The following is a 23502-nucleotide window of genomic DNA, read 5'->3' on the forward strand; positions in this document are numbered from 1 at the left end:
AAAGGAATGAAGTACAGTGGAAACTTTACCATGGTGGGTGTATCTTGTAATCGTCGGGATCGTATTAAGTGGCTACATGGTTTTATATACTTCAAAAAAAGAGCAAGATATGGATAATGAGTTTATCGAAAAAGAAGGCGAAGTGTATATGAAACGTTTAGAAGAAGAGCGAGAGAAACGGAATCAGGATAGTGATAAGGATTCGGTATTGCTTTAATAGAAATTTTGAAAGGCTACCAACTAGTAGAACTTTACATCTAGCTGGTAGCCTTTTTTTGCTGGAGGAGCAGTATATGTTCATCAAGCTAAGCTTAATTTTACATGTATATGATATTCATCATGAACTTTTATTGATGGTATTTATATATTTTTTTACTCATAAGAATGGAACTAGCGCAGTATTTACTGGGGGGGGATTAACAATGCATAGGGATGAAACATCATTACATCCTGATACAGGTGTTACATCTGTAATGTTTGTTGAGCGTTCATTAAATGAAATTCGTTTTTGGTCTAGAATCATGAAGGAGCATTCTTTTTTTCTTCGCTTAGGGTTTAGATGTGAGGATACTCAACTAATCGAAGAGGCGAATCAATTTTATCGATTGTTTGAACATATCGAACAAATAGCGCATTCCTATACAAATGAAACAGATCCTGAGCAAATAAAAAGATTTAATTCAGAAGTACAACAAGCCGCAACTAATATTTGGGGATTTAAACGAAAAATTTTAGGATTAATTCTCACATGTAAATTGCCAGGACAAAATAATTTTCCGCTGTTAGTTGACCATACAAGTAGGGAGGCTGATTATTTTAGAAAACGTTTAATACAATTAAATGAAGGTAAATTAGATGCTCTTCCTGATGCTATTATTAAAGAAAATGTTTTCTTTTTAAGGATTATGGCAGATCATGCTAAATTTATTGGTCATCTTCTTGATCCATCGGAAAGAAAGCTTGTAGACACAGCGCGGAATTTTAGCAATGATTTTGATGAATTGATGTATCAAGCAATTGACTTAGAATCTATGAAACCACAATCTCAAACAGTCCCACTTTTAGATCGATTTTTAGATCAAAATCGTGTGTCGGTTGCATCTCTTCGGGATTTTAAGAAAACAGCACGTGATTTAATTGAGCAATGTAAAATAAAGAGTATCATTCATCCATTATTAGCAGACCATGTTTTCCGTGAAGCTGATAGATTTCTTGAAATCATTGATATGTTTGATGTTTATCTTACAAATATTCAATCACAACCTAGATATTAGAAGATAAGGAAAGATAATATTTTACTTTCAGCTGAGAAGTTAACAATTTATTGTTAGCTTCTTTTCTTTGTGAATAAAATTTCTTTTCGTTTAGTAAATTTCCCTGTGAAGACTTCATAAATCTCTTTGACCAAATATGTAATTCTCTGTAAAATAATATATATGGAAAGATTATGAATATACAGGAAATCTATGGATAGTAGATTCTAATAAATTATTCGGGGGGGAATTTATTAGTTAAGTATATTAACTTGTTTGCACTGAATTTTACAAATAAAGGGGTATTAGTAATCATGAAAGCAAAGAAATTAGTAAGTTTAGCGTTACCAGTTATGTTATTGAGTGGTTGTATTACAATTGAAACTGATAGTAAGAAAGCCGAACCAAAGAAAGAAGAAACGCAAAAGGTAGAGAAAGAGAGTAAGACTGCTGAAAAAGAGAGTAAGTCAACTGATAGCAAGAAAGAGGATAGCTTATCTGTAGCGAAAGGTGAAGGTACAAACAGTGGTTCATCAAGTAGTCAACAAAGTTCTTCTTCAAATAATTCTACTTCTTCAACTGGTAAGGTAACTGGTTCAGATGTTGAAAGATACAAGGCAGATATTATAAACAGTGCCACTCAAATTGAAGATACAATGAAATTAATTGAAGGAATAGCAGATTCAGACGTAAAATCATACAAACAAAAGAAAAGTGAAGTACAACTGAGTTTAGGTGGAGCAAAGGCAACCGCAACGAAACTGAAGAATCTACAAGCGCCTCCTGAATTACAGGGAGAACAGGCGAAGATAAAGCAGTCGATGGAACTGTATGCGGATTGTTTTCAACTTCTCTTTGATGCATTAGACCAAGAAGACGAGAGTAAAATGCATCAATCATTAAGTAAAGCACAAGAAGGTTCAAAACTGTTTGAAGAAGCAGCGAAGAGTATCGGTAGCAAAACCAACTAAGAATAAATGACTTAAAGGGGTATGAGGTATGAAAGTGAAGAAACTAATAGCTGCTGCAGTTCCAGTTGCCATATTACTAAGTGGTTGTGTTACAGTAAAAGATTCGGCAAATAAAGAAGAAAAGACAGAAGAAACGAGTAAATCAAAAGCTGCTGAAACGAAAGAAAAATCAACTAATTCGAAAGAAGAAAGTAAAGATGTTCAAAAGGTTCGAGTTTTAGATGAAGATTATGCACAATATTTATTAGATATTGAACAGGATATGTTAAGACGATTTGATTACTATGATGCTTCTGTAAGAGATTTGAGAAATGGAAGTAAATCAAAAGCTGAGGTATTAGATAGTATTAAAGACATCTATAAAGTATTTGATAAGATAGAGAAGATTTACGCACCGCAAAAACATAAAGAAGAACAAAAAGAGATTGAAAGAGCGACAGGTAAACTAAGAGAGACATTCGGTGAAATAGAGAAGTTATTCAACGATAAAGGCTTCAGCTTAGAGACCGATAAGGAAATCTTAAATAAAGCAAATGCAAAACTAGAGGAAGCAAAACGTATTTGGAAACCTACATTCAATAAGTTAAGATCCGAAATAAAAGGTGATACAGCCACAGAAAAATCTACTAGTACAACAAGTAGTTCTACACAGGCAAACCCAAATACTGATAGTCAGGCTCAAACAGATAAAAGCCAAGCTAAAACGGGGGTATTTGTAGGTACAGTTGGTACAAGTGAAGAGTTAGGAATTAGTTATGGAAACATGCAGAAGAACATCAAAGATGGGACTGAGATTATTGGTAACTGGGGTATTGATTACGGTAGTGGCATAAAAACTACGTTAGTATTAAAAGGTGATAAAACATTTGAGTCCTATGCGAACGGTTCTTATCCGAATCAAGATAACTACTTAACAGGGACATATGCGGTAGATGTTCCGTCATTCCAGTTATCCTTAAAAGTAACAAAAGCAGTTAAAGACGGTCAAGAAGTAAAGTTAACAAATGATAGTATGATGTATAAATTACAAAACTATGATGGAAACACATTACAAATTTATCATATGGATGATAATGTTCGTATTCGTTATGCAAAACAATAAATAGTTGGCAAAAAACTCTGTAAGAAATTTTACAGGGTTTTTTGTTCGTTCTAATTGTATTTCTTCATTAAATTCCTAGTATAAGTTGAGAAGTCAACAAAACGATTTTCTTTTTGGAGAATGATAAGGAGGGCAATCAGGATAGTGATAAAGATTCAGTTTTATTATAATTTGAGAAGAGTGGATAACGTCTTGTTATCCACTTTTTATTTCCTAAAATATATCAACGATTTTTTCAATATATCGACTTACCGACACAAAGCGACAATGTTAAGAAGCACGATTATTGTTCGGGAAATTATTATAGGAGCATAGCATATGAAATATAGGGGTTCAGCCGAGATACGTGTAAAAACGGGTCATAAACTGTAATATATTTCCATTATTGGTTTTTTAGTTAAAAATATCTACCTCATGATTAACAAAAAGCTTATTACCTATGCGCTATAAATGAACTGCCCCCAATTGTTAAACAAAACCTAGCAATTGGGGGCAGTTCATGGTTATCATTTGACTCTTCTAGTGACTTTCTCAAGTAAAGCATCCTTTGGTTGAATAAGATTTATTTATTCATTCCCATCAATCGCTTAATTGTTCTTATTTGTCCACGATGATTAATTTCGTCTTCCATAACGTGAAACCACAAGTAGTAATTATTATAAGGCACACCATTATCCCACTTGTTTTCCTCGAATAACCAGCTATCTTGTTTTGATTTCAGATATGTTAGTGTATTTTCTCTAACTTGTGATAATTCATTCAAATAATAATCTAAAGATTGCTTTTTTATTCCTTCCCTTGCTTTGTCTCCAAGTTCTAAAGAAATTCGCCACTTTAGATATTCATTAATTACTTCCATGGGAAGAATGCCAACCGATGGTTGAAGATTATTGTAATGAACTAGAATTACCTTCCTCACCTACTGATTTTGTTAATCGGTTAAAAAGTTGGCTCACATCCGCTGCAAAAACTGTTGACCTAAACTATCCTAATAATGGACAAGTTATCATAACTGAAGATGGAGAACCAATCCTGAAACGTTTGGTACGAAAAGAGTCTTCCAAGAGTAGTAAAATGTTAGAAAAAGAAATTATACAACGACTACCGGAACGAACAATTCTCGATATACTTTGTAACGTTGAACACTGGACTCATTGTACAAGACATTTCGGCCCATTTTCAGGATCTGAACCTAAATTAGAGCATCCAATTGAACGTTATATTATTACTTCATTTGGATATGGCTGTAATTTAGGATCAGCCCAAACCGCTAAACATATGCGAAATATAGTAACACCTCATATGATTTCTTTTGTGAATCGTAGACATATCAGTGCCCAAAAATTAGATGCCTCAATTCAAGACATTTTAAATCCATACAACCTCTTTAGCCTTCCAAAGCTATGGGGGAGTGGAAAAACAGCCGCGGCTGATGGAACAAAATACGATTTATATGAAGAAAACTTACTGTCAGAATACCACATCAGATATGGGGGCTATGGAGGAATAGCTTATCATCATGTTTCGGATAATTATATTGCGCTATTTAGCCATTTTATCCCCTGTGGGGTTTGGGAAGCTGTTTATATTATTGATGGATTGCTAAAAAATAAGTCAGATATCCAACCCGATACGATTCATGCTGATACACAAGGTCAGTCTACTCCTGTCTTTGCACTTTCTTATCTATTAGGAATCAATTTAATGCCTAGAATTAGGAATTGGAAGGACTTAAAATTTTTTAGACCAAGCAAACATATTCAATATAAACATATAGATCCTTTATTTAGTGATGTAATCGATTGGAAGTTAATTGAGACTCATTGGCAAGATTTATTTCAAGTTGTTTTGTCTATAAAAGTTGGAAAGATACTACCCTCAACTCTTCTTAGAAAACTGAGAAGTAATAGTAAAAAGAATCGACTGTACCAAGCATTTCGAGAGCTAGGCAGAGTCATTCGAACGATATTTCTTCTTAGATATATCTCAGATATGAAATTAAGAGAGCAAATTACAGCTAGTACAAATAAAGTGGAAGCATATAATGGTTTTTCAAAGTGGTTATTCTTTGGTGGGGATGGGATTATTACTGAAAATGATCCAGTAGAACAAGAAAAACGTATTAAATATAATGATCTCGTTGCCAATGCAGTCATTTTTCAAAATGTCGTTGATATTACCATGATTTTATGGCAACTCAAAAGAGAAGGTTATCGATTCTCACGAGAAGATCTGGTGATGTTAAGTCCATATATGACGAAACATATAAAACGTTTTGGCGATTATGTGATTGATTTACAAAACATTCCACAACCAATAGAAGAGAATATACCTGTATAAAAGATAAACGGGTCATAACATGGGAATAAAAACCAGTCTATGACCCATTTTTACACGTATCTCGGCTGAACCCCAGAATACTTGCACATTGTGTGGGTCTTTTGTCATAAAGAAAAGACACCCTAAGGTGTCTTCCTCCGACTTGATAGAAATATTATATATCCTTCTTTTCGCTTGAGTTTCACAAGTTCGTCAGTAGGTTAGAACCTATAAGAAGGAATGGCTGTCATAAATGTGATGATGCTTGCGCTAGTAGCGTATGTTAGATTTAAAAAGTTACTAATTTTTGTCATAGGCTTCACTCCCTTAAAATCACGAATAATACAAAAAACGGAAAATGAAATAATTAGTAAGCCAGTCATCATCAGCAATGGTAAGCCAATTCCATTGGACACATATGTGTTTCGACAATTCTATTATATCATAATTTTTATTATTCATTCCATAAAGAAAGGACACCCTAAGGTGCCTTCCTCCGACTTGAACCACTTTAATTTTAATAATATGTATTGGACTCCCATCTGGTTTCCACTTCACCATAAAAAATGTAATCATTTTGATTTAAAATTACATTTTACGAACTTCACCAGTATTAGAATTCACATTGAACCAACCATAAGTTGCTGTATGTCCGCCTTCTTCGTCTGACACAATTTGATATACATGTATGACATACTCTTCACCTTCAACGCCTTCGTATTCGCAGTAAACTTTAGAATTGTTGGTAATGTTTAAAGTTTTTCTAACTTTGTTTTCCGCATCTGTAGGAGAGAGCTTTTGTTTACTGCTTTGAGCGATTTGCTTTTGCTGCTCTTTTGCTTGTTGTTTCTTCTTTTGCTCCGCTGCTTTTTTCTGCTCTTCTTGTCGTTTTTCTTCTTCCACAGCTGCATTTTTCTCTTTTTCCAGATTCTCTAACTGTTCCGTTACCTTGTGATTTTGTTCCGTGAACATCTTATCTGAAGTTGTTTCTTGTTGTACTTTTGTCAATATCACCTTTGATTCATCAAATTTCTTTTCGCTTAGAAGGTCTTGAGCTGTTTGTAATTCTTTATTGTAATTCTCACGTTTATCTTTATATTGAGTGAGTGTTTCTTTCTCCTTCTTCGCCTCATTTTTCACCGTCTCTAAACCGTCTTTCATGGTTGAAACTTGGTCGAATAACTTAATTGCATTGTCGATGTCGAGTTTCTCTTTTGCAATCAGCGCTTTTTCCATTTTAGATGCTTGCTTTTGCAAAGTTTGAACTTCCTCGTCCTTTTTTTCTTTTAATGCAATTTCAAAGGAAGCATTTGCGCTTGTATATTCCTTATTTGCCAGTGCTAATTTTCCCTGCTCTACCGCTTTATCGAATGTTTCGTTACTGCAACCGAATAATAAGGTTGCGATTAATAAAATAGAAAAACTCATCAAGAATTTTTTCAAATTTCTCCCACCTTTTTATATGTATTTTCCTTATATAAGGATAAACAAATTAAATGTCGATGATTCGCTGCATCTTCTTTTTCTTCGCAGCCAGTCATCATAATCATAGCTAGCAATAGACTATATGCAGCGAAATACTGTTTGTAAACTCCGTAAAAATCTTATGTTTCAACATGGTGTATCCTCCCCGATTGTATGATTCTAATGAAACCATTTAATATTATAATATTTTTATATAAAATGAACCATATCATTTTATTAAAAAATGCGATGTATGTAAAAAAAGACACCCAAAGGTGCCTTCCTCCGACTTGAACCACTTTAATTTTAATAATATGTATTGGGCTTCCATCCGAATAATATTTTACCACATTAAGTAATGTTGGCCATTGAAAAATATGAATCGAATCTATTGTTTTACTTTTAAGCTCTTTTCGTATTCTTTAGCTTCATCAACATTTTTAAATGTTTTTAAATCAAATATCTTTTCTCCATCAATACATACAACTAATACTCCATCCTGAGCTTGAAGAACACTACCTACATTACCTTTTCCGAGTGAAATACTGAAGGGATTCTCTACATTTAATGATTTCTTTTTAGCAAGATAATCTTTAAATGGCATACCAATGGATAGTTCGTCTTTTAAGCCTTTAATAGTGTTACCAGAAGTAGTTGTTGGTTGTTCCTTTTTTGTAGCCTCTTCTTGCTGTTTGCGTTGCTTTTCAGCTGCCTCTTGTTCTTCTTTCTCCTTTTTCGCTCTCCCTATTTCTTCAGCTTTCTTCGCTTTTTCAGCTTCTTTTTGTGCTTCTTGCTCAGCTTTAGATTCTTTGGAAGTACTTGCTGTTTCGTTAGATGAGCATGCTGCTAATCCCATAATTAAAACGCAACTTGTGAGTGCGATTAATAGTTTATTGTTCATACTATGTATCCTCCTAGCATCTAAAATGTAAGATTCCTGGATAATCATATCAAAATTAACATCCGTATATTGTCATATTATGTCGAAAATTAATAAAAAGACACCCAAAGGTGCCTTCCCCCGACTTGAACTATCCTGTATTACTGCGGTGCCGATTAATACATTAAATTATAAAAATAATTTGTTATACTTCCATGTACCCTAGTTGATATAATGTATAAGGCAATTATTGGTTAATTAATAGTACATATATATTTGAGAGGGGACATAAGTCATGGAACTAATAATTTTTTCATTTGTATTAGTGGTAATATTCTCTATTCTTTCGATATCTTTAAGTGGTAAAGGTCAGCGAATAGCAAAAGAAGTTTTAAAAGAGCTTATTAATGGCCCAGAGGGGAAAATGTTGGTAGGTTTTTTTGGAACTGGAGCAGTTATGGGAGTAATTTTTGTCATTTGGCTTTTATTGAACTAAGCATTCCAGTTACTCTGGCTGATACAAGGTGCAAGAAAATTACTCGATAATTAAAGGTACATATATATTAGGAGGTACATAAGTCATGATAGATATAATCCAGTCATTCTTTTTACTAGTTATATATTCTATTCGTTATCTATTTTCAACAGGTGAAAATAGGAAAAAGGCAAAAGCAGATTTAAAAGAATTTTGGACTGATACTGATGGACAAATACTATTAGGTGCTGCAATGGGACTGGCTGTAATAATTTTTGGTTATTGGTTTATGACGCAAATAAATTTTTAACTAAGAAGAAAAGTATTAGAGAAAACAAGATATTAAATAATATATAAGGATCTCGCCATCTCTGTTGGATGGTGAGTTTTTTAATGTATAAAAGAAAAGGATACCTAAAGTTGCCTTCCTCCGACTTGAACTATCCTGTATTACTGCGGTGCCATTTAATAAATTAAATTATAAAAATAATTTGTTATACTTCCATGTACCCTAGTTGGTATAATGTATAAGGCAATTATTGGTTAATTAAAGGTACATATATATTAGGAGGTACATAAACCATGATAGAGTTAGTTACGGCATTTTTCTTACTAATTATCCATTCCATTGTTTATCTCTTTTCAAGTGGAGAAACTAAGCAAATAGCAAAAAAACATATAAAAGAAATTCTTAATAGTCCTGATGGAATAATAATATTAATCGTTGCTGCGGCACTTTTAATCGGGGGGATATATTTATTAACATTATGATTTCAGATATCTTAGTTTAAAACGTATAAGGAAATTAATAGCACGCATTAGGGAGGTACATAAGTAATGATAGATATAATATTCTCATTCTTCTTATTGGTTACTTATTTCATTATTTATCTTTTTTCAAGTGGAGAAAAGAAACAACAAGCAAAAGAAAATCTAAAAGAAGTTATTACAGGTGCGGATGGTAAACTCCTATTAGTTACTGTTATGGGAATTCTAATCCTGGTAATCTATTTATATTTTTATGGTTTAGGTTTATGAATATAAACTAAAATCATATCCAAGTATACGAGATAATGGTTCACCTGGGAAGTATGCGTATTATGGTGGAGAATCGGATAATAGGTAGTATATAAAGGTCTTATCTTTTTATAGGAAGATAAGGCTTTTTTATGCATAAAGAAAAGACACCCAAAGGTGCCTTTCTTCGACTTGAACCACTTTAATTTTAATAATAATGAGCCCGCCAATATGTTAAAAAGTACACATTTACGAATTATGCCTGGACCAACCCTATCAATTTGCTATACTTATATTGGAAGTTTTATACATAAAAGTAAAGGAGGGGGGATTAGTTGGGGCAAGTACGTGTTGATCCAGACAAATTAGAAGCAGCTGCGAATTCCATGTCAGGAAATAGAGAAGCTATGGAAAGAGTAATTCGAGAACTTTTACAAGTCACGTTCGAATTGCAGATGTCTTGGGAAGGCATGGCATATCAACGGTTTTTCGATGAATTTTTCTCAAAAAAGAGGAGTATGGATGATTTAGTTAAACATTTACAACATACTGAACTTGAAGTAAAGAAAGCTGCAAGAACATTTCGTGAAATGGATGAGAAGGCTTATGGGGATTTTAATCAGATGGACAAGCTATGGGATGCCTTTCAGCGAGGGAGTGGGAGAGCAGCAGGCGATACTCTTTTTGAACCACTTAAGAAAGTAGGAAACCAAGCATTAGACTTTTTTGGACACTTGATTGATGATCCAAAAGGTACATTTGAGGATGCAAAATATGGACTTACGGACTTTGTGGAGAGTTCTATTGATGATACGAAAGAGGAATTTAGAGATAAATACGAATTTATGAAAGACATGTGGAATAATCCTATTGGAACATTAAAACATGAGTTGGACGAGAAAGTCCAAGAGATGTATGCTATACGAAATGTTTTATCAGATTGGTATGTGGAGAACATAGAATATGGAGATGCAGAAAGTATCACGGAATCAGTAGCATACGGAGCGACCAATCTAGCGTTCTTTGGGCTTGTCACAAGAGGTGCCGGTGCTGTAGGCAATGGCGTGAAATGGGGAAGAAGTTTACCTTCTATGTCAGAATTGCAGTTAGGAAGTCGTTTAGAACCAGCTCTTGCTTATGGTAAGATAGATTATAAAGTTGATACTATTAAACCAGTAGATACATATATGTTCGCAAAAACTTCAAGTACAGTAAAAAGAAAGACACCAGGTACAGTGACCTCAAGTTTTAACCTCGAACGAAGTTTAGGTACCCAAAAGAAGTTAATGTATAATGATGGTGCTATTGGTATTATTCCGCAAGAAGTTCGAGAAAAATTAGTAGGAAGAGAATTCAAATCTTTTGACGATTTTAGAGAGGAATTTTGGAAAACACTTTCTGATTCGAGCTATGCTAAAGAATTTAGTCCTATGAATATAAAACTTATGAAAAAAGGTAAGGCACCTTACTCACCAAGAACAGAACATTATGGTAACCATAATAAATATATACTACATCATAAACAGCCTATTGATAAAGGTGGAGATGTCTATAATCTTGATAATCTAATAATTGTATCTCCTAAAATGCATCAAAACGTTTTAGATCCCGCATACCATTTCGGGAACAAAGGGCTATAAATTGAATGGAAGGATGAAAAATATGACATGTAAAATGACGAAAACAGAACTGCTTGAGCTTGTAAAAAAAATTTATGATCTTGATTTACCTGAAGATGAACACAGTAACTATGTTCATCAATTTAATAACTCTGGTGTACCTCACCCTGCTCCAAGTGATTTAATTTTTTGGAATGATGAAGAATTGACTCCCGAAGAAGTAGTAGAAATAGCATGGAATTACAAAGAAGAAAAAAAGTAGAATAATATGTCCGTGATAAGGTGGCTCTTTTATGGAGCCTGTTTTATTTTATAACCAGAAGATCTAATCGTTACCGTGCCCCATAAAGAAAAGACACCATAAGGTGCCTTCCTCTGACTTGAGAATCACATCTATGTATTGAAGAAATTTAGACAAGGTAAATATTAAAAGGAAAGCTTCTAACTATAATTTATAGATGTTTATTATTCTCCGACGTACTGAAGATCTCCTGATTTATGTAATGCAGCTGTTACTTCATCACCGAAATTATTTAAAGAGAATGTTTGCTCTTCTATTGGATCCATTTCTGTAGCTTCACCTATCTTGCCGTCTTGAAGTTCCCAGAAATAGTTATGTTCTTCTACGATTTTACTAAAATCTCTATTTACCCATCTTTCAGTGATTGCTAATAGTTCTTCTTTGTTCTTAAAATCTTTTTGGTTTAGAATGCTTCTTACTTTTTCTGCATTCTTTTTAGACATAGGAGTTGCTCCCCGTCCGTCATTTGCTTTTACTTTTTGATGAGACATGCTATGCATTGCTGAAATAACTTCTTCTTCAGTAGAACTTTTAGTGATGTGAAGTTGTGCATTTGAACCTTCAATTTCTGCTGCATTCGATGGTGGTGCTTCTTTATAATCAGACTCTGCAAAAGCATGCTTCTCACTACCCATTGGTATTTCAGCAAACTGTAACATTCCATAAGTCATGCCAGATGCAAGTACTATTACCCCTATAATAGATCCGAGCCAATACGTTAGCTTCTTGTCCATGTTCACTTCCCCTATCTACATTTTAATAGTTCATATAAATAATATTATATCGAATCCCCTTTTTATGGATATATTATTTTACCATGTTAAGTTATTTTATTACTAGCTACACATATTTACTTTTTCTTGATACTTTACAATGCTCTCTCTTGTAGCCGGATTCTGTTCGGCATTTTTTAATTGTTTAAGAACATTTTTCGCGTCGTCACAACTCATTTTTTCTCGTTCTTTATCTTCAAATGATTGTGCTCTCCTTTTGGCATACTCTAAACCTTCTCGTTCCTCACGTTCTTCTTTTTCTTTGAGTTCCTTTTCGATTTTCTGTTCATTCTCCCATTCTTTTTGAAGATGTTCGCACGTGATTTCAGCTTCGGGAGAACCACAATATTTAGGTTCTTCTTTCTCTTTTTTCTTTTGCTTTACCTCTCTTTGCTTTTGCGCTTGTGCTTCTTGTTGTTTACGAGCTTGTTCCTGCTCTTGATGTTGTTGTTCTTCTTGTTTCGCTTTTTCTTCAGCTTTAGAGTCATTAGAAGTACTTGCGGTTTCATTAGATGAACATGCTGCTAATCCCATAAATAAAGTGCAACAAGTAAGTGTTTTTAATAGTTTATTGTTCATACTATGTATCCCCCAGCGTCTAAAATGTAAGATTTCTCAACTCATAGTAGCAAACATATTATTTGTATATTGTCATATTTTGTCGAATTCAAATAAAGAAAAGACACCCTAAGGTGCCTTCCTCCGACTTGAACTATCCTGTATTAATGCTGTTCCGATTAATACATTAAATTATAAAAATAATTTGTTATACTTCCGTGTACCCTAGCTGATATAATGTATAAGGAAATTATTGGTTAATTAATAGCGCGCATAAATTAGGGGGTACATAAGTCATGGAACTAATAATTTTTTCATTTGTATTAGTGGTAATATTCTTTATTCTTTCGATATCTTTAAGTGGTAAAGGTCAGCGAATAGCAAAAGAAGTTTTAAAAGAGCTTATTAATGGTCCTGAGGGAAAAATGTTGGTAGGTTTTTTTGGAACTTTAGCAGTTATAGGAGTAATTTTTATCATCTGGCTTTTATTGAACTAAGCATTCCAGTTACTCAGGCTGATATATAAAAGCCTAATATACTTCTATAACAGTAGGCCTTTGAGTTGATAGCAAAGTGATTGCTTAAAGCCTTAAATATTAAGGATTTTTTCACTATGGGATAACACCAATCGCAAATTCTGTACGCTAAGGCTACAATGATGTTACAAGGATTGTATAATAAGAACCGAAAACGATCGTTTAAGGAACTCTATTTAGTTCTAATATAACTGAAAGAAATACGGTCAAAAACCAGTTCCAAAACTCATTATCAAAAACAGAGTACCAAAACAAACATTAAATGTCGTTTATGGTACTTTGTTAACATACGGTAAAACCAAGTTTTTCAACTTAGAAATTCCTTAGCGTACGAAATTCGCGTTATGTTGGCGAGACCCCAATTATAAAATTTCCTATTCCACTAATGTAGTTTATAAACCATATAAGGAGTAGAGAGATGAAAAGATTAAACAATACAACTTTTTGGATTGCCGTAGGAGCAAATTTCATATTTTGTATAGCCTTGTATATTTATTTTGCTTATCATTATGAACTTATTTATATTCACTCTGGTGAACCATATTTAGATACTGGACGTGATCTTACATATATAATTTATGTTTTAATGCTCCCATTAGTTAGCGCCATTATTTCTTCAACTATGGCATTGAAAAAAAATAAAGATTACGCAAAAATTTTGGTTCCTAATATACACTTTTCCGTAATATTTTTGATATTCACTACCGCCTGGTTTCTTTTTATGTGTATTTATGGTTAAGCGCTAGATGTTTTAACATTGCCCCTTTTTATTTTTCTTTCGGCAAAATAGACGAAACTATATTTATAAGCTCGATAAATTACTCCTGGAAATAAAAGTAAGGATATGACCTATTTTTACACGTATCTCGGTCGAACCCCATATACACACTACATAGCGCCATTACAACCTGTAACGCATAAGTTGCACAGCCGACGCAACGACAACTAGCTTTACTCTTCATCAGTTATTTGCCCATACTAGACGTAGAGAGGTGATAAACACAGTATGATTTTTAGTGAACGCTTGAAACGAGAACGAGAAAAACGAAATTGGTCGCAACATGATTTGGCTGAAAAAATTCATGTAAGTAGACAATCTGTTTCGAAATGGGAGACGGGAAAGAACTATCCGAGCATTGAAATTATTATTCATTTAAGTGATCTGTTCGGTATTACGATTGATGAACTGCTAAGGAGTGATGAAGAGTTGACGCAGAAAGTAATTGAAGATAGTAAACATTTAGCATATCCAAAATGGAAGGTGTTTTTCGATAGTTTATTTATGATGGGCGTATTTTTATTTGTTACAAAAATCGTTGTATGGATGTTAAATAAGTTTGCCGGAGCGAGCATTACACTTGTAGCAGATGCACCGTATGTAATGAATTTTTTACCCCTCATATTAATGGTTATAGGTGGCACGGCTTCTGATAAGTTGAAGAAAATATATAGATAGAGGAAATAATTTCCCCGCACTAGCTGTTCTTTCTACTCAAATTGTGTACTATAAAGGATAGGATGACATAAAGAAGGGGACATTTAGAATGGAATTTCATGAACAAAAGATTTTGCCGGCAGTGAGGCAAATTAAAGATTTGGAAAAGCTATTACATAGTTCGTATGAGTATATTGTTATTTTAGATATTCATGTCGGTCAATTGAAGAGTGTTGTGTCACTTGCGAAGCAGCATAGTAAAAAGGTGTTTTTACATGTTGATTTGATCCATGGATTACAAAGTGATGGGCATGCGACGGAGTTTTTATGCCAAGAATATAAACCGTACGGGTTACTTTCGACAAAGGCGAGCGTGATTATGAAGGCGAAGCAAAAGGGTGTCGTCTCAATTCAACGCATTTTTTTAATTGATTCTAGCGCGATGGAAAAGAGCTGTAATTTGCTAGAGAAGACGAAGCCGGATTATATAGAGGTGCTTCCTGGTGCGCTAACGGATGTGATTGCTGAAGTGAAAGAGCGTACTGGTGTACCGATTTTGGCGGGTGGTTTCATTCGTACAGTGGAAGATGTTGAAAGAGCTTTAAATGCTGGTGCGACAGCAATTACGACATCAAAAAAAGAACTATGGAAACATTACCAAAAAAAGTGACGAAAATGTGAAAAAATTCTGTTGACACCGCTTTCATGAAAGGTTAACATTATAGACAAGTTAATAAACGTGACGGAGAAAAGAAGAGATCCACATTTCATTGTTTCTATATAAATTTATATAGAAGCGTGCAAAGCTGTGGGTCTTTTTCTTTTGACAAAAACGAATGGCCATTCATTTTACCTCTATCACATTTGGAAGCGTTTAAATTGATTGTGGAGGGATACTATGTCAGCATTTTTAGGAGAGTTAGTAGGGACTGCGTTGTTAATCTTACTTGGTGGCGGCGTTTGCGCTGGTGTAAGTTTAAAGAAATCGTTTGCGAAAGATTCTGGTTGGATTGTTATTACAATGGGCTGGGGCTTAGCAGTTGCTATGGCAGCGTATGCAGTTGGATCAATTAGTGGGGCACATTTGAATCCGGCTTTAACGATAGGATTAGCATTTAAGGGAGCGTTCCCATGGAGTGACGTACCAGGTTATATCGCAGCACAAATGATTGGGGCAATTATCGGGGCAGTTCTTGTATATTTACATTACTTACCACACTGGAAAGAAACAGAAGATCCAGGAACAAAATTAGGTGTATTTGCAACAGGCCCAGCAATTCCGAACACATTTACAAACCTTTTAAGTGAAATGATTGGAACATTCGTTTTAGTATTTGGTATATTAGCAATTGGAGCAAATAAATTTGCAGATGGATTAAATCCATTTATCGTAGGTTTCTTAATTGTAAGTATTGGTTTATCATTAGGTGGAACGACAGGATACGCGATTAACCCGGCTCGTGATTTAGGTCCGCGTATCGCACACTTCTTCCTTCCGATTGCAGGAAAAGGCGGTTCAAACTGGAAGTATGCATGGATTCCAGTAGTTGGTCCAATTTTAGGTGGATCACTTGCAGGTTTATTCCATCAAGTTGTATTTGAAGGAAAACAAAACTCAGCACTTATTTATGTAATTATCGCAACAGTGATTGTACTAGCAATCTCTTATATGACAAGTAAAAAAAGTGAAAGTAGCACAAATAGTAGAAAAGTAGCATAGGGGGAAACCATTATGAAAAAATATATTCTTTCATTAGACCAAGGAACAACTAGCTCACGCGCAATTCTGTTCAATAAAAAAGGTGAAATTGTTCATTCAGCTCAAAAAGAGTTTACACAACATTTTCCAAAGCCAGGCTGGGTAGAGCATAACGCACAAGAAATTTGGGGATCTATTTTAGCAGTTATCGCAACTTGCTTAAGCGAAGCAGATGTAAAACCAGAACAAATTGCTGGTATCGGTATTACGAACCAACGTGAAACAACGGTTGTATGGGATAAAACAACTAGTAAACCAATTTACAACGCAATCGTATGGCAATCTCGCCAAACAGCTGAAATTTGTGATGAGTTAAAAGAAAAAGGTTATGGCGAAATGGTTCGCGAAAAAACAGGTCTTTTAATTGACGCATACTTCTCTGGTACGAAAGTAAAATGGATTTTAGATAACGTTGAAGGTGCAAGAGAAAAAGCAGAAAACGGCGAGTTATTATTCGGAACAATTGATACGTGGCTTGTATGGAAACTATCTGGTGGTAAAGCGCACGTAACAGACTACTCAAATGCATCACGTACATTAATGTTTAACATTCACGACTTACAGTGGGATGATGAGCTTCTAGACATGTTAACAGTACCAAAGAGCATGCTTCCAGAAGTACGTCCATCATCTGAAATATATGGAGAAACAATTGATTATCACTTCTTCGGTCAAAATATACCGATTGCAGGTGTAGCTGGTGACCAGCAAGCAGCATTATTTGGACAAGCTTGTTTCGGTGAAGGTATGGCGAAAAATACTTATGGAACTGGTTGCTTCATGTTAATGAACACAGGTGAAAAAGCAGTAGCTTCTGAGCACGGTCTATTAACAACAATTGCATGGGGTTTAGATGGTAAAGTAAACTACGCATTAGAAGGAAGTATTTTCGTAGCAGGTTCTGCAATTCAGTGGTTACGTGACGGAATGCGCATGTTTAAAGATGCAAGTGAGAGTGAAGTATATGCTTCTCGCGTTGAATCAACTGACGGTGTATACGTTGTACCAGCATTCGTAGGATTAGGTACACCGTACTGGGATAGTGAAGTACGTGGCGCTATGTTTGGTGTAACGCGCGGTACGACGAAAGAGCATTTCATCCGTGCAACACTAGAATCTTTAGCTTACCAAACGAAAGATGTATTATGCGCAATGGAAGCAGATTCAGGTATTGAATTAAAAACATTACGCGTTGATGGCGGAGCAGTTAAAAATAACTTCTTAATGAAGTTCCAAAGTGATATTTTAGACGTTCCTGTAGAGCGTCCAGTAATCAATGAAACGACGGCTTTAGGTGCAGCGTACTTAGCTGGTCTTGCGGTTGGATATTGGAAAAACCAAGATGAAATTAAAGAACAGTGGCATATGGACAAACGCTTTGAACCAACGATGGAAGCGGAAACAAGCGAAGAGCTATATGCTGGATGGAAAAAAGCAATTGAAGCAACAAAAGCTTTCAAATAATCATAAACAGTGTTATAATGGTGACAAGTTAATAATTCGGTAGGAGATTTGGAGAGACCACAACACGCTATAGAGGCGAAATCTATAGCGGAGTTCGTGGTCTCTTTTTTCGTTATCAAAGGGAGGAATTACCATGAAATTTTCAAGTAAACAACGTAAAGACGTATTAAACGGAGTAAATAAACAAGAGTTAGATGTGATCGTAATTGGTGGAGGTATTACTGGTTCTGGTATTGCATTAGATGGAGCAACACGCGGGTTATCAACAATTGTGTTTGAAATGCAGGACTTTGCAGCAGGTACATCAAGTCGTTCAACGAAGCTTGTACACGGTGGTCTACGTTATTTAAAACAACTTGAAGTGAAAATGGTAGCAGAGGTGGGGAAAGAGCGTGCGATCGTATATGAGAACGGTCCCCATGTAACAACACCAGAGTGGATGTTACTTCCGTTCCATACAGGCGGTACGTTCGGATCATTCAGTACATCAATTGGTCTTCGTGTATATGACTTCTTAGCAGGTGTAAAACGAAGCGAGCGCAGAAAAATGTTTAACCGTGAAGAAACATTAAACAAAGAGCCTCTTGTAAAAAAAGAAGGACTAAAGGGCGGCGGTTACTACGTAGAATATCGTACAGACGATGCGCGTCTTACAATTGAAGTAATGAAAGAAGCGATTGAACACGGTGCGAAAGCTGTTAACTACGCAAAAGTAGACAGTTTCTTATATAAAGATGGAAAAGTATGTGGTGTACGTGTAATCGATTTACTAGACGGAGAAGTGTACGAAGTTTACGGTAAGAAAATTGTAAACGCAGCTGGTCCTTGGGTAGATACACTTCGTGAAAAAGATAACTCTAAAAAAGGGAAAGTACTTCAGTTATCAAAAGGTGTTCACTTAGTAATTGATCAAAAACGTTTCCCATTAGGGCAAGCAATTTACTTCGATACACCAGATAAACGTATGGTGTTCGCGATTCCTCGCGGCGGAAAAACATACGTAGGTACAACAGATACGTTCTATGATAAAGACGCAGCTGTACCACACATGACAACAGAAGATCGCACATACATCATTAATGCGATTAACTACATGTTCCCAAGTGTAAAAATTACAGAAAAAGATGTAGAGTCAAGCTGGGCTGGTGTACGTCCGTTAATTTATGAAGAAGGTAAGAATGCATCTGAAATTTCTCGTAAAGATGAAATTTGGACTTCTGAATCTGGTTTAATTACAATCGCTGGTGGTAAATTAACAGGATACCGTAAAATGGCTGAAATGGTAGTAGACTACGTAACGAACTTACTACAAAAAGAGGGTCATAGTGCATATCCGAAGAGCGACACGAAACATATGCCAATCTCTGGTGGACATGTAGATGGTTCACATGGATTCCCAGCATTCGTTGCGAAAAAAGCAGGCGAAGGTACGAAATACGGTTTAACGACAGCACAAGCGGAAGAATTTGCGAAATTCTACGGTTCTAACGTTGACGTACTGTTCGACTTAGCGAAAAAACATAAAGACGAAGCGAAAGAATACAACATGCCGCTAGAAGTTCTAATCCCGCTTGTATACGCAATGGATTACGAAATGACAGCAAAACCAGTTGACTTCTTCGTACGCCGCAGAGGCGCTGTATTCTTCAACATTCACTGGGTATACGAGTGGAAAGAAGCAGTAATCAACTACATGGCTGCGAAACTAGGCTGGAGCAAAGAAGAGCAAATGAAATACACAGCTGAACTAGAAAAAGCATTAACAGATGCTGTAATTCCTGTAGATCAACAAGAGCAGGCGGCTGCGTTAGCGTAAAATAGAGAACCACCTGAAGGGGAGCCCTTCAGGTGGTTTTTTTATGGGTTATTTTTCTAACTATGTTGCATAACGACATATGTTGTTATACGATGTATATAAGGAGGTGGTATTGTTGGACAAAGAAATCTTGAAGGGAAGTATAGATATTTTATTACTTTCTATCATTGCAAAACGTGATACATATGGATATGAAATAGCTCAAAGTTTAAAGGATGCAAGTGAAGATTTGTATAGTATGGGGCAGGGAACTTTGTATCCTGCTTTAAAGAGATTAGAGAAAAAGGAGTTTCTTGAATCTTATTGGAATGAATCTGAGAATGGGATGAAAAGGAAATTCTATACTATTACAGATAAAGGGAAAAAAGAATTGCAGAAGAAAGTGAACTCTTGGGAGCGTGTAACATCATTAATTCAATCTTGTCAGAAAGGAGTTATTTATGAGTGAATTTGATGAGTATATTAAGTCTATTTTAGCTTACTCAGAACTTAGTGATATTGAACAGGATGAGTTATTTCTAGAAATGTATGATCACTTGAACAGCTTGAAAGAAGAATATATGGAACAAGGTATGAATGAAAAAGAAGCGATTTATAAAGCGATTCAAAGTTTTGGAGAATCAAAAGTTATTGGCGTAGAGATTAATAAATCGGTATACGAAGTTCCTAGGCCATTAAAGGTATTATCAAAAATTTTATGTATTCCTTATATAATCATTTGTTTTATTGTCTTTTTAGGAACATTTATTTCAACTTCAACATTTGACTCTGTTCGCAGTTTGACAGGTGGGACTGTCTATCATCCCATTGAATTTTGGCGGCAATTTTTACATATATCTGATTTAGAAACGTTATTACAACTTTTTGGAATAACACTTTGGCAAGTTAAAGATTTTATTGCGCATCCAGGTCCTTGGGGAAACTCAACTTATTGGTTAAACGTTTTACAACATATAATATTAGTAGTTCCATTCGGATTTTTCGTTCCAGTGCTGATTAATAAAGTGACTAACTATAAGAAAGCTCGTAAGTGGTATGTTATGACCTTTCTTGTTTGGGAGATATTACATTTACTAACTTTGTCTGATGTTTTTGATGTGTGGCGGATTGCTATAAATATGCTCGGTGCGTCGGTAGGATATCTTTTATTTATAAGCATGATACAAATAGATAATAAATTTAGGATAATGCGCAAGAAGATATTTGAAAATTAGCTTGCTATTCTGTAGTTTAAATTATATAAATTTAGTTTGATGGTAATAGAGTATTGCTGAAAACATAGGTACTATATAGTGAGAGGATTTTTTATATTCGTAATAGGTGTTGTTCATTGTTTACTCATACTGTTATGAAGCGGGTACATAATCCGTCTTTATTGGTGCTATAAATGATGAGAACGGCACAGCTGAACTAGAAAAAGTCTAGATCAACAAGAGCAGACAGCTGCGTTAGCGTAAAAACCACCTGAAGAGAACTCCTTCAGGTGGTTTTTACCTTGACTAAAAATAAATAAAATGTGTTACAATGATGATAGAGTATATAGTATGAATTTTGCATAAAATAAAGAAGACAGAAGCCTGAGAAACTTCTGCCTTGTGTAACCTAACTTGCTATTGTGGTGGTAGTAGGTGCGGTTATAAGACAATTACATTAACGTTTTAGCCGAGAACCGCCCTTACCTTTTCCACGAAGCAGGGTGGTTCTCGCTTTTTTGTATACAGAAATTAGCCACGGACCGACGTATCTTCTACCGATGACAACGCCAGCTCCTGTTAGGATACCATACACTAATTTAATTACAAACATCGCGATCATATTATCACCTCCCCCCTTTTTTCAAAATGGAAGAGATGATTGCCACACCTACTAGTTATAGCTTATTAAGTTACATTTCAATTGTATTATGTTTTAAAATCGGGAACAAGACATATGGATAAAAAGCAGCTGTGTTATGTAGAACTTCACATACTGTACTTGTATTTTATAATCAAAAAACCTAATATTTAGTTTGTTGAGAAAAGATTAATACAAAAATAAGATACCGTTACGAGGTGTATCATGAAAAAATTAATTACTTATGATCCTGAAATCCAGATGGCATATTTGTATGTAATTCCATTCACTTCAGAAATTGAGATTGAAACAACTGAAGAATTGGAAGAAAATCCAAAACTGAATGTAGATATAGATCAATTTGATCGTATAGTGGGGATTGAGTTTTTTGGAGAAAATGCTGATAAATTAAAAGAATTAACAAATAGGAGTAAAATATATAAAAAGAAAACTTCAAATGATAATAGCTACATATACTCATTTCGGGTTTCTCAGGATAATTATTTGCAAAAAGTGTTATTTCAAAATGTTGTATTTTATTTTGCAGATAAGAATTATGAAGAATTTATTGGTTTTGATATTATCAAGCCATCTTTGTATGGCTATGAAATATTAGATTTTTTAAGTGAGTGTTAGGAGGGAAGAGGACTCAATTAAATGGGTTCTCTTTTTAATTTAGCTGAGGATACACGATGCTAAATTAAAAGCTTTCGAGTAATGACTTTGATAAAAATATTTATGAAGATCCAGAACTACTAGAAAACTAACACAACATCCTTATTGCAAACTTAAAGAGCGCCCTGAGAGAAAGACGCTCTTTAGGTGAATGTATCGTAACGACTATTCGGTTTATTATATGTAAGTTGCTGAGGAAGTGATTTATAAAAAACATAATTGCCAAACGGATTTTTTTTATAAATTTATAAAACTTTTCCATACAGTACGTCGTCTAATATATGGGAAGGAGGAAATGATGTGGATGAATTAACGGTAGAAGCGTTTGAAATAGAAGATAAGGAACTCCTTATCGATGAAATTATGAACAAGTATGGGCAAGAAGTCCTGCAACTTGTGTATTCATATGTAAACAATAAAGAGGTTGCTGAGGATGTAACGCAAGATATATTTGTGAAATGTTATAAATCTCTTCATACATACAAAGGGAAGTCGAATGTGAAAACGTGGTTATGGAGAATTGCGATTAATCAATGTAAGGACTATATAAAGAGTTGGTATAACAAAAAGGTGATCGTGGCAGAGGATGAATCTGCTTATATTGGGGTTCAAAATGATAGTGTCGAACAAATTGTCATTCAAAATGCGGAGGACCGTGAGCTCGCTTCTGCAGTGATGAGTTTACCGGTAAAATATCGAGAAGTGATTTATCTATTTTATTATGAAGAATTATCAATTAAAGAGATTGCTATTGTAATAGACGTGAAAGAAAACACGATAAAAACGAGACTGAAAAAAGCGAAGGAGCTTTTGAAGAAAGGATTGGAGGAATAATCAAATGGAAGATCGATTAAAAGGCCTGCGAAAAGCAATGGAGAATACAACGTTTAAACATTTGAGTTTTTCTGATCAACACCGAAAGCGGGTGCGCGAAAAAATCAATGCATCACACGAAAAGGAAGAGGACATCTCTTTAGCCATTTTACAACTCCTCAGTAATGAAAAAACAGGATACGAATTGTCACAGCTGCTACGAGGGAGAGGGATTCGAAAATTCGAAGGAAATGAAGGTTTTTTATATACCGTATTACATCGTCTAGAACAGAATCGTTTTATTCAATCAAGTTGGGATCACGCGGGAGCGAAATATTATCAATTAAATGATAAAGGAAGAAAGATGCTGCGAAAGGCAGAGAAAAATGCTACGAAGGTACAATTTATATTAAAAGGCTTAGTACAGGAGTGAGGCGAA

General features: G+C 34.8%; 27 protein-coding genes and 2 pseudogenes. 23 read left to right on the forward strand and 6 right to left on the reverse strand.

Annotated elements, in window-relative coordinates:
- Positions 1 to 16: 16 nt before the first annotated feature.
- From DN394_RS17015 to DN394_RS17030, 4 genes are all read left to right on the forward strand, one after another.
- Positions 17 to 217 carry a sporulation YhaL family protein gene (locus tag DN394_RS17015; RefSeq protein WP_000449223.1) on the forward strand — a complete coding sequence of 67 codons (201 nt, stop codon included), beginning with the start codon at positions 17 to 19 and terminating at the stop codon, positions 215 to 217.
- 205 nt (positions 218 to 422) lie between these two features.
- Positions 423 to 1274: a DUF2935 domain-containing protein gene (locus DN394_RS17020; protein WP_149294011.1), complete on the forward strand. Its 852-nt coding sequence runs from the start codon at positions 423 to 425 to the stop codon at positions 1272 to 1274.
- Between the two features lie 293 nt (positions 1275 to 1567).
- Positions 1568 to 2224, forward strand: a complete 657-nt coding sequence (locus DN394_RS17025) for a DUF7018 domain-containing (lipo)protein (RefSeq protein WP_097993870.1) — start codon at positions 1568 to 1570, stop codon at positions 2222 to 2224.
- Between the two features lie 28 nt (positions 2225 to 2252).
- Entirely contained in the window at positions 2253 to 3326 is a 1074-nt protein-coding gene (locus DN394_RS17030) for a DUF3994 domain-containing protein (RefSeq protein ID WP_149294012.1), read from the forward strand.
- Positions 3327 to 3888: 562 nt separating this feature from the next.
- Here the strand turns inward: DN394_RS17030 and DN394_RS17035 are convergent.
- Positions 3889 to 4173 (reverse strand): annotated as a pseudogene (locus DN394_RS17035) (DinB family protein); the annotation flags it as partial.
- A gap of 2 nt (positions 4174 to 4175) precedes the next feature.
- Here DN394_RS17035 and DN394_RS17040 point away from each other — a divergent pair.
- Positions 4176 to 5666 (forward strand): annotated as a pseudogene (locus tag DN394_RS17040) (transposase); the annotation flags it as partial.
- Between the two features lie 567 nt (positions 5667 to 6233).
- Here DN394_RS17040 and DN394_RS17050 read toward each other — a convergent pair.
- Complete coding sequence (locus tag DN394_RS17050; protein ID WP_149294014.1) at positions 6234 to 7088, reverse strand: hypothetical protein; 855 nt, start codon at positions 7086 to 7088, stop codon at positions 6234 to 6236.
- A gap of 409 nt (positions 7089 to 7497) precedes the next feature.
- Positions 7498 to 8010 (reverse strand): hypothetical protein, encoded by a 513-nt coding sequence (locus tag DN394_RS17060; protein WP_149294016.1) that lies wholly within the window; start codon positions 8008 to 8010, stop codon positions 7498 to 7500.
- Between the two features lie 274 nt (positions 8011 to 8284).
- On the opposite strand from DN394_RS17060, the gene DN394_RS17065 reads away from it, so the two are divergent.
- The 6 genes from DN394_RS17065 (at position 8285) to DN394_RS17090 (ending at position 11362) form a co-directional block, all read left to right on the forward strand.
- Positions 8285 to 8485, forward strand: a complete 201-nt coding sequence (locus DN394_RS17065) for a hypothetical protein (RefSeq protein WP_149294017.1) — start codon at positions 8285 to 8287, stop codon at positions 8483 to 8485.
- Between the two features lie 85 nt (positions 8486 to 8570).
- Positions 8571 to 8774, forward strand: coding sequence for a hypothetical protein (locus DN394_RS17070; RefSeq protein ID WP_149294018.1), 204 nt, complete (start codon positions 8571 to 8573; stop codon positions 8772 to 8774).
- A gap of 272 nt (positions 8775 to 9046) precedes the next feature.
- Positions 9047 to 9235 (forward strand): hypothetical protein, encoded by a 189-nt coding sequence (locus DN394_RS17075; RefSeq protein ID WP_098150034.1) that lies wholly within the window; start codon positions 9047 to 9049, stop codon positions 9233 to 9235.
- A 66-nt stretch (positions 9236 to 9301) separates the two neighbouring features.
- The gene (locus DN394_RS17080; RefSeq protein ID WP_149294019.1) at positions 9302 to 9502 is read left to right on the forward strand and encodes a hypothetical protein; all 201 of its coding nucleotides are present in this window, start codon (positions 9302 to 9304) and stop codon (positions 9500 to 9502) included.
- Positions 9503 to 9816: 314 nt separating this feature from the next.
- Positions 9817 to 11121 (forward strand): WXG100 family type VII secretion target, encoded by a 1305-nt coding sequence (locus DN394_RS17085; RefSeq protein WP_149294020.1) that lies wholly within the window; start codon positions 9817 to 9819, stop codon positions 11119 to 11121.
- A 22-nt stretch (positions 11122 to 11143) separates the two neighbouring features.
- The gene (locus DN394_RS17090) at positions 11144 to 11362 is read left to right on the forward strand and encodes a bacteriocin immunity protein (RefSeq protein ID WP_000128276.1); all 219 of its coding nucleotides are present in this window, start codon (positions 11144 to 11146) and stop codon (positions 11360 to 11362) included.
- A 203-nt stretch (positions 11363 to 11565) separates the two neighbouring features.
- On the opposite strand, the gene DN394_RS17095 is transcribed toward DN394_RS17090, so the two are convergent.
- Both DN394_RS17095 and DN394_RS17100 read right to left on the reverse strand, forming a co-directional pair.
- Positions 11566 to 12135: a PRK06770 family protein gene (locus tag DN394_RS17095; RefSeq protein ID WP_149294021.1), complete on the reverse strand. Its 570-nt coding sequence runs from the start codon at positions 12133 to 12135 to the stop codon at positions 11566 to 11568.
- Positions 12136 to 12237: 102 nt separating this feature from the next.
- A complete protein-coding gene (locus DN394_RS17100; protein WP_149294022.1) occupies positions 12238 to 12753 on the reverse strand; it encodes a hypothetical protein in 516 nt (171 codons plus the stop codon).
- 275 nt (positions 12754 to 13028) lie between these two features.
- Here DN394_RS17100 and DN394_RS17105 point away from each other — a divergent pair, with 275 nt between their 5' ends.
- The 9 genes from DN394_RS17105 (at position 13029) to DN394_RS17145 (ending at position 20956) form a co-directional block, all read left to right on the forward strand.
- On the forward strand, positions 13029 to 13229 hold the full coding sequence (locus DN394_RS17105) for a hypothetical protein (protein WP_149294023.1): 201 nt from the start codon (positions 13029 to 13031) through the stop codon (positions 13227 to 13229).
- A 457-nt stretch (positions 13230 to 13686) separates the two neighbouring features.
- Positions 13687 to 14007 carry a hypothetical protein gene (locus DN394_RS17110; protein ID WP_149294024.1) on the forward strand — a complete coding sequence of 107 codons (321 nt, stop codon included), beginning with the start codon at positions 13687 to 13689 and terminating at the stop codon, positions 14005 to 14007.
- A gap of 267 nt (positions 14008 to 14274) precedes the next feature.
- Positions 14275 to 14724, forward strand: coding sequence for a helix-turn-helix domain-containing protein (locus DN394_RS17115; protein WP_149294025.1), 450 nt, complete (start codon positions 14275 to 14277; stop codon positions 14722 to 14724).
- An 88-nt stretch (positions 14725 to 14812) separates the two neighbouring features.
- Positions 14813 to 15373, forward strand: coding sequence for a glycerol uptake operon antiterminator GlpP (gene glpP, locus DN394_RS17120; RefSeq protein ID WP_000394295.1), 561 nt, complete (start codon positions 14813 to 14815; stop codon positions 15371 to 15373).
- A gap of 228 nt (positions 15374 to 15601) precedes the next feature.
- The gene (glpF, locus tag DN394_RS17125) at positions 15602 to 16423 is read left to right on the forward strand and encodes a glycerol uptake facilitator protein GlpF (RefSeq protein ID WP_097918416.1); all 822 of its coding nucleotides are present in this window, start codon (positions 15602 to 15604) and stop codon (positions 16421 to 16423) included.
- A 12-nt stretch (positions 16424 to 16435) separates the two neighbouring features.
- A complete protein-coding gene (glpK, locus tag DN394_RS17130) occupies positions 16436 to 17926 on the forward strand; it encodes a glycerol kinase GlpK (protein WP_097918415.1) in 1491 nt (496 codons plus the stop codon).
- Positions 17927 to 18059: 133 nt separating this feature from the next.
- The gene (gene glpD, locus DN394_RS17135; protein WP_046957115.1) at positions 18060 to 19742 is read left to right on the forward strand and encodes an aerobic glycerol-3-phosphate dehydrogenase; all 1683 of its coding nucleotides are present in this window, start codon (positions 18060 to 18062) and stop codon (positions 19740 to 19742) included.
- Between the two features lie 115 nt (positions 19743 to 19857).
- Positions 19858 to 20190 carry a PadR family transcriptional regulator gene (locus tag DN394_RS17140; protein WP_046957114.1) on the forward strand — a complete coding sequence of 111 codons (333 nt, stop codon included), beginning with the start codon at positions 19858 to 19860 and terminating at the stop codon, positions 20188 to 20190.
- The gene (locus DN394_RS17145) at positions 20183 to 20956 is read left to right on the forward strand and encodes a VanZ family protein (RefSeq protein WP_097918414.1); all 774 of its coding nucleotides are present in this window, start codon (positions 20183 to 20185) and stop codon (positions 20954 to 20956) included. Before DN394_RS17140 ends, DN394_RS17145 begins: the two co-directional genes overlap by 8 nt.
- 436 nt (positions 20957 to 21392) lie before the next feature.
- Here DN394_RS17145 and DN394_RS29010 read toward each other — a convergent pair whose 3' ends face one another.
- Positions 21393 to 21557 carry a hypothetical protein gene (locus tag DN394_RS29010; protein ID WP_000561154.1) on the reverse strand — a complete coding sequence of 55 codons (165 nt, stop codon included), beginning with the start codon at positions 21555 to 21557 and terminating at the stop codon, positions 21393 to 21395.
- 243 nt (positions 21558 to 21800) lie between these two features.
- Here DN394_RS29010 and DN394_RS17150 point away from each other — a divergent pair, with 243 nt between their 5' ends.
- The 3 genes from DN394_RS17150 (at position 21801) to DN394_RS17160 (ending at position 23496) form a co-directional block, all read left to right on the forward strand.
- Complete coding sequence (locus DN394_RS17150) at positions 21801 to 22211, forward strand: DUF2283 domain-containing protein (RefSeq protein ID WP_097918413.1); 411 nt, start codon at positions 21801 to 21803, stop codon at positions 22209 to 22211.
- Positions 22212 to 22550: 339 nt separating this feature from the next.
- Positions 22551 to 23084: a sigma-70 family RNA polymerase sigma factor gene (locus DN394_RS17155; RefSeq protein ID WP_098704870.1), complete on the forward strand. Its 534-nt coding sequence runs from the start codon at positions 22551 to 22553 to the stop codon at positions 23082 to 23084.
- Between the two features lie 4 nt (positions 23085 to 23088).
- On the forward strand, positions 23089 to 23496 hold the full coding sequence (locus DN394_RS17160; RefSeq protein WP_097993868.1) for a PadR family transcriptional regulator: 408 nt from the start codon (positions 23089 to 23091) through the stop codon (positions 23494 to 23496).
- Positions 23497 to 23502: the final 6 nt, after the last annotated feature.

Origin of the sequence: Bacillus sp. BB081 (assembly GCF_008368895.1) — a bacterium.
In the GTDB taxonomy this organism is placed as follows: Bacteria; Bacillota; Bacilli; order Bacillales; family Bacillaceae_G; genus Bacillus_A; species Bacillus_A wiedmannii.